The 7,129-nt window shown below is 59.7% G+C and carries 2 protein-coding genes; both read left to right on the forward strand.

The window, feature by feature from the left end:
* Positions 1-158 precede the first annotated feature (158 nt).
* Positions 159-4,775, forward strand: coding sequence for a SpvB/TcaC N-terminal domain-containing protein (locus FPT12_RS26515; protein WP_145022277.1), 4,617 nt, complete (start codon positions 159-161; stop codon positions 4,773-4,775).
* Positions 4,772-7,123, forward strand: coding sequence for an RHS repeat-associated core domain-containing protein (locus tag FPT12_RS26520; protein ID WP_256676869.1), 2,352 nt, complete (start codon positions 4,772-4,774; stop codon positions 7,121-7,123). The genes FPT12_RS26515 and FPT12_RS26520 overlap by 4 nt, the downstream gene beginning before the upstream one ends.
* Positions 7,124-7,129: the final 6 nt, after the last annotated feature.

Raw genomic sequence — 7,129 nt, forward strand, 5'->3', positions numbered from 1 at the left:
TTATTGGCGATTAAAACGCTGCCAATCCAACTGACTCAATCTAGGAAATGTCCATCAACCTGTCAGGTTTGACAGGTCACAGAGATCCCCCTCGTCTGTTACGTTGAGTCCATCCGGGCGGTCTGCCCGCTCTCAGCGTTGTCACGGTGGACACTTCGATGAGCATGGACAATCAAGGAAAACTCGAGATCAACGCCCCAACCCTCCCCAAAGGCGGCGGCGCCATCCAAAGCATCGGCAAAGGGTGGGGCGCGGTGGGCACCAGCGGTGCGGCATCGCTGGAATTGCCCTTGCCGATCTCCCGCGGGCGCGGCTATGCCCCGGCACTGGGGCTGAGCTGCAGCAGCGATGTGGGCAACAGCCCGTTCGGGATTGGCTGGCGGATGACGGTCAATGCCATCACCCTGCGCACCACCAAGGGCGTGCCGACCTACGACGGCAGCGACCAGGTGGTGGGGCCTGGCGGTGACGTGTGGATGCCCGAGCGCGCTGAAAGCGATGGCTCGCTGATTTCCAGAAAAGCAGATACCTACAATACAGTGCCACTGGGAAGCGAGCACAAGGTGGTGCGTCACTGGCCGCGGGTCGAGGGCGAGTTTTCGCTGATCGAGCATTGGTCCACCACAACTGACACAGCGGGGTTTTGGCTGATTCACGGGGCCGATGGCAGCCTGCATGTGTATGGCAAAACCGCGGACTCGCGCCGGGCCGATCCGGTCAATCCACAGCATGTCGGTGTCTGGATGATCGACGAAAGCCTCAACACCCGAGGCGAGCATATTGTCTACGAATACAAGGCCGAAGTGGATGCCCCCGTGCCACCGCAATTGCGCGACTACCGCGCGCAGCGCTACCTCAAACGCGTGTGCTATGGCAATGCAAAGGACCATCCGCACCTGTACGCCTGGGTTGCCGACAGCTGGAAAAAGGAGCAGTGGCACTTTCACCTGGTGTTTGATTATGGCGGGCGCAGTACGGATCTTGAGACCGCGCCCACCTTTGATGAACCGCCGACGTGGCCCGAGCGCTGCGACCCGTTCTGGAACTACAGCTACGGTTTCGAACTGGGCACTCGCCGTCTGTGCCGGCAAGTGCTGATGTTCCATCACTTCCCCAAAGAACTAGGGGATACACCCGTACTGGTTCAGCGCCTGTTGCTGGAGCACCGGCCCAGCCCACTGGGCTACAACCACCTGACGGCCGCTCACGTCCAGGCCTATGACAGCCTGGGCCAGGTCGAGAGCCGGCCGCCGATGGAGTTCCACTACAACGCGTTCGAGCTCGACCCGCAGCATCAGGGCTACACGCAGTTTCCGGACATGCCAGGGCTCAACGATGGTCAGCTTTACCAGATGGTGGATCTGTATGGCGAAGGCATGCCGGGCGTGCTGTGTCGTTATGACAAGGCCTGGTACTACCGCGAGCCGTTACGTGGCGAAAACGGCGGCGACGAGATCCGCTACAGCGACTGGAAACGACTGGAGCACATTCCGGTGGCCGACAGCAGCAAGCCGTTCCATCAGTCGCTCACCGATCTGACCGGCGATGGCAAGCTGGACTGGGTGATTGCCCGACCGGGAATGAGCGGTTTTTTCACCCTCGACCCGGATCGCAACTGGTCCAGCTTCGTGACATTCGATGCTTTCCCCAGCGAGTTCTTCCACCCCCTGTCGCGCATGGCCGACCTGGTCGGTGACGGCCTGAGCGACATGGCGCTGATCGGCACCCGCAGCGTGCGCCTGTACGCCAACCGTCGCGCGGCAGGGTTCGCCGACGGTATCGATGTGCCTCGCCTGGATAAACCGGTGGGGGAGGCTGAAGATGACCTGCCGCTGCTGAGCAACACGCCGACCGAACTGGTGGCCTTCGCCGATGTGCTCGGCAGCGGGCAGCAGCATCTGGTGCGCATCCGTCACAACGAAGTCAAATGCTGGCCGAACCTGGGCCGTGGGCGTTTCGGCAGGGGCTTTGTACTGTGTACTTTGCCGTTTGATTACGCCGAGTTCAATGCCTCACAGGTGCTGCTGGCCGATCTCGACGGCTCGGGCGCAGCCGATCTGATTTATCTGGAGCCTGATCGCCTGCGGGTGTTCATGAACCATGCCGGTAATGGTTACGAGCAGAAATCCGTCTATCTGCCCTGGCCCGAAGGTGTGCGCTACGACCGGCTCTGCCAGGTCAGCACTGCCGACCTGCAAGGATTGGGTTGCTCCAGCCTGATTGTGACAGTGCCGCACATGGAACCACGGCATTGGCGCTACGATTTCGTCAAGGCCAAGCCCTACCTGGTGAGCGGAACCTGCAACAACATGGGCGCCAGCAGCAGCGTGAGCTACCGCAGCTCGGCGCAGGAGTGGCTGGATGAAAAGCAGGAGCAGCACAATGCCGGAGTGGAGAACCCTATCTCCCAACTACCGTTTGCCATGCACCTGGTGAGCCAGCAAACCCAGCTCGATGAGATCACCGGCAACCGACTGACCCAGGGTTTCAAATACCGAGGCGGTTATTACGATCGCTTTGAGCGAGAGTTCCGGGGCTTTCGCCTGCTGATGCAGAACGACACCGAAGCTACGCCTGCTGAACGCGCAGCTGCCGGTTTTACCGCGCCGATCCTGAGCAAGACCTGGTTTCATACGGGTGAGTCCATCGACCCGTCTACGGACGGTTATTACGCACTCGACGGGTCGGCTATTGCTCTGAAACTCACGCTGTTGCAGAACTACCACTTCAACGACCGCGCATCGCAACCCTTCACTGCGCCTGACGAAGACACCGCCCGCGAAATTGCCCGTAGCCTGAGTGGCCGGGTAATGCGCTCGGAGGTTTACGCGGCGGACGACGCCCCGGCCACCGCCGTGCCTTACGTCGTACAAGAGAACCGCTATCTGGTGCGGGTGCTGCACCCCAAAGGCGCGTATCAGCCCTACGCGGTGCTTCAGCCCATGGATCTGGAAGCGATCGGTTACCACTATGAGCCGCAAGTCGCTGATGACCCGTTGTGCCAGCACACTCTCAACCTTGAGTGGGATGAATATGGCAACGTTGTCCATGGGATCACCGTGCACTATGCCCGACGCAGCACGGTCAACGACACGCCGCCCTTCAGTGACGAATATCAGAAAACCTGGTGGAAGGACGCCCATGACGCTGCTCAGCAATGTTGGTACCTGACGCAGACCAAGGCGTTGCACATCCATTTGCCTGATCCCAAGGCTTGGCGCCTAGGCCTGCCTTACCAGCAGCGCAGCAATGCGCTGGTTCTGGACAAGACCGCACTGAGCCCCGGCACGATCAACCATGAACACTTCCTTGAACTGAGCAAGGACGATGGCGCGTGGGCGAAACAATCGATGCTGACCGGTTTGTCTATGCAGTGCTACATGAACCCTGAGAACGGTCAAACCCTGGCGCCAGGAAAAGCGACCTTTGAAGGGTTGCCCGCCCATGTGGAAACGGCTGAACTGGATGCAGTCGCCCTGAGCGCTTACGACAAGCTGAAGGACGAGCAGGGCACTATGCCGTTCAACCTGAAAGAGAAACTCGAATCGCCCAGCGTCGGTTACCACATCATGGAACTGTTCTTGCCCGAGGTGAAAAAGGAATCGGTTGCGGACCCGGAGGACGCGAAAAACTACTTGTGGTCGGTGCACCGGGGTTTCCCCACCTACCATAAACAGGCCGGATTTTATAACGTCGAAACGTACAAGGAGACCCAAAGCCACGGCGAAACCCGGCTGACCTACGACGAGTACTGGTGCCTGACCACCGCCGTCACCTTGCCGGACGGCTGCACCACCCGCAGTCTCGACATCGACTATCGGTCCTTCCTGCCGGCGACCATCGAGGACGCCAATCGTAATATTCAGGAAGGCCTTTACAGCGCGCTCGGTGAACTGCTGGTGACCAGTTTCTACGGCACAGAACTGGGAAAACCGGTCGGCTTCCACTCCTTGCGCCTCTACTTGCCACCGGACGACCGCGACCCCGCTATCGCCATCGCCGACCCGAAAACCGCCATCGGCAATTTCGCCAGCGCCAGTTTCTGGGACACCTTCAGTTGGATGGGCCGGATCTCCCGGGCATCACCGCCGTCCCCTGAATGGCTGGCCTGGGCCAGAACCGAAGGTTTTGTGCTGCCTAGCGGGCATATCTGCGAAAGGGCCCGGCAGCACCTTGAGGGGCTGGAAAACCTCGACTCGAACGAGCAGATCCTGAAGGTGCAAATCGATGCGGCACACCGCGAGCCGGTGTACGCCGTCACCCTGTTGGCCGACCGCTACCCCGGCGATGCAGAGATGCAAGTGCGGGTGAGCATCGCCTGCCTGGACGGTTTCGGTCGGACGCTGCAAACCAAGCAGGAGGTCGAGCCGGGCAAGGCCTGGCGGGTCGATGAAAACGGTGAGTTGGTTCTCAAGCCCGACGGTACGCCGGAAGAAGCCGAGGTACCGCGACGCTGGCGGGTCAGTGAACCGGTCGAGTACAACAACAAGGGCGAGAAAGTGCGGATCTACCGACCGTACTTCGCCGATCAGCCGCGTTATATCAACGATCGGTCGATGCGCCAACACGCTTATCACGACCAGCAGTTCTACGACGCGGCAGGCCGTCCGACCGAGACCGTCCTGGCGAAAAAAATGCGGCAAGGCAACCCGCCGCAGGAAAAACCGTTACGACGTGAGCAGCAGTACCGCACCTGGTACAACATCGCCTTCGATGAGAACGATCTGTTCGAGCCGCCATTTGAACCGCGACGAAATACCAGGACGCTCCATTGAATACTGACATTCATTCACAGACCCCACAGCTGGCGGTCATTGACAGCCGTGGCTTGCCAGTGCGCCAGATTGCGTACTGGCGGCAGGATGTCAGCGAGCTTATCGCTGAGGCGCGGATCACCACCCAGCAGCATGACGCCGCCGGGCGGGTGGTGACACAGCGCGATCCGCGGTTTCTGGCACCCACGGAGCGACCGAACCTGACCACGATTTACAGCCTGTCCGGCGCGGCGTTGTTCACTGACAGTATCGATGCCGGTTGGCGTCTGGGGTTGCCGGGCGAGGCCGGGCAGGTGCAGGAACATTGGGATAGCCGAGGCAGTCATTGGGAGAGCGAGTACGACGAACAGAGGCGGCTGAGCGCGATCCATGAGCACACTGAAGATTCGGACTGGCGAACCATCGAGCGCCTGACTTACGCCGACAATGCTGCTGAATTTGCCGAGCGCAACCAGTGCGGACGATTGATTCGTCATGATGATCCGGCGGGTGTCGTGTGGTTCGAACAGCAGGCCCTGAGCGGTGGCTTGATTCGCCAAACCCGGCGTTTTCTGCCTGATCAGGCGGACCAATTCGCCGACTGGCCCGCAGCGGAGAATGAGCGCGACCCTCTGCTGCAACCCGGCGCGGGGTACACCACCGAGAATCGCTACAATCCGTTGGGCGGGGTGCTCGTGCAGACCGACGCCGGTGGTCACGAGCAACACTTCAATCTCGACCGCGCCGGGCAACTGCAACGCATTGACCTGACCCTCAAAGGGCAGGCATTGCAACCGTTACTTAAAGCGACCGACTACAACGCCGAAGGCCAGTTACTGACCCAGATCACCGGCAACGACGTTACCAGCACCGCTACCTATGAGGCGTCGACTGGCCGGCTGGGACGTTTAACCGCCACTACGTCGAAACGCGAGCGGCTACAGGAGCTGAGTTATGAGTACGACCCAGTGGGCAACATTGTCCGGCTCGTGGACCACACTCAACCCGTCAGCTTTTTTGCCAACCAGCGGGTAGCACCAGAAACCACCTACACCTACGACAGCCTCTACCAACTCACCTGCGCCAAGGGCCGTGAAACGGCCGGTGCCGGACAGAGCGCGAGCTTGCCGGAGCTGATCATCCCCAGCCCCATCGATCCCCAGAGATTGCTCAACTACACCGAGTATTACGAGTACGATGCGGGTGGTAACCGAACCGAATTGCGCCATGAGAGCGACAAAAATCCATTCACCCGCACTATGCGTGTCGACCCGAAAAGCAACCGCGCCTTGCCATGGAACGAAGGTGAAGACGAGCCGGACTTCAAGGGCCAGTTCGACCCAAATGGCAACCTGCAACGCCTGGTTCCCGGTGCCCGGCCGATGATGTGGGATGCGCGCAATCAGTTGCAAAGCCTGACCACCGTTAGCCGATCGTCAGTCGCCAATGACGGTGAGTGCTATCGCTATAACGCTGCCGGTGAGCGGGTCGTCAAACTCAGTACCCAACAGGCTCGCACCGTCACCCACCAACGTGCCGTCCATTACTTGCCCGGACTTGAAGAGCGCACCATCGACGACGGTGAAAAACTTCAAGTCATTTGCATTTCACTGGCTCGTGGCAGCGTGCGCTGCCTGCATTGGGTCAAGGTCAAGCCGAATGGCGTCGAGGCTGATCAACTGCGTTACACCCTTGACGATCACCTGGGTTCCAGCAGCCTGGAAGTAGACAAATACGCCGCCATCATCAGTCACGAGGGCTACTACCCCTTTGGCGGCACCGCTTGGTGGGCTGCCCGCTCGCAGGTCGATGCCGATTACAAGACCATTCGCTATTCGGGCAAGGAACAGGATGCCAGTGGGCTTTATTACTATGGGTTCCGGTATTACGCGCCGTGGTGGGGGCGGTGGGTTAATCCGGATCCGGCCGGCGCCAGTGATGGTATGAATCTGTATGGATTCTGTGCAAACAACCCCATCAGCAGGATCGATCCTGATGGGCGTATGTGGCAGGAGCACTACGACCCTGTGCTGGATACCTTACTTAGGCAGTTTGTGAAGGATGAGCCGGACTTGAGAGCCGAATATGGTCTGGCACCGATTCCTCCTGCGCGCTCTGAGCACGACGATGAAAGCGAGTCGATGGACTATCAAGACTCACCCGCATCGTCACAAGGTAATGACTCGCCGGGTGAATCCAGTCCAGGTTCTGATGCCAGCCCCGCCAGTCCACCTTCCCCGACGTTGGATCAAAATACCGTTATCGAGATACTGAATGCGGACCCCTATCAACCCGTTCACTACTGGAAGGATGCGAACTTACTGAACGAGCCCCATGAAAGACAGGACACCGTTTCCCCCTTACGATAAGGGATA

It is taken from the genome of Pseudomonas sp. H3(2019) (assembly GCF_007713465.1).
GTDB lineage: Bacteria > Pseudomonadota > Gammaproteobacteria > Pseudomonadales > Pseudomonadaceae > Aquipseudomonas.

Coding starts and splice junctions, on each gene's coding strand:
- FPT12_RS26515 (WP_145022277.1), top strand. CDS start 159: ATGAGCATGGACAATCAAGGAAAACTCGAGATCAACGCCCCAACCCTC.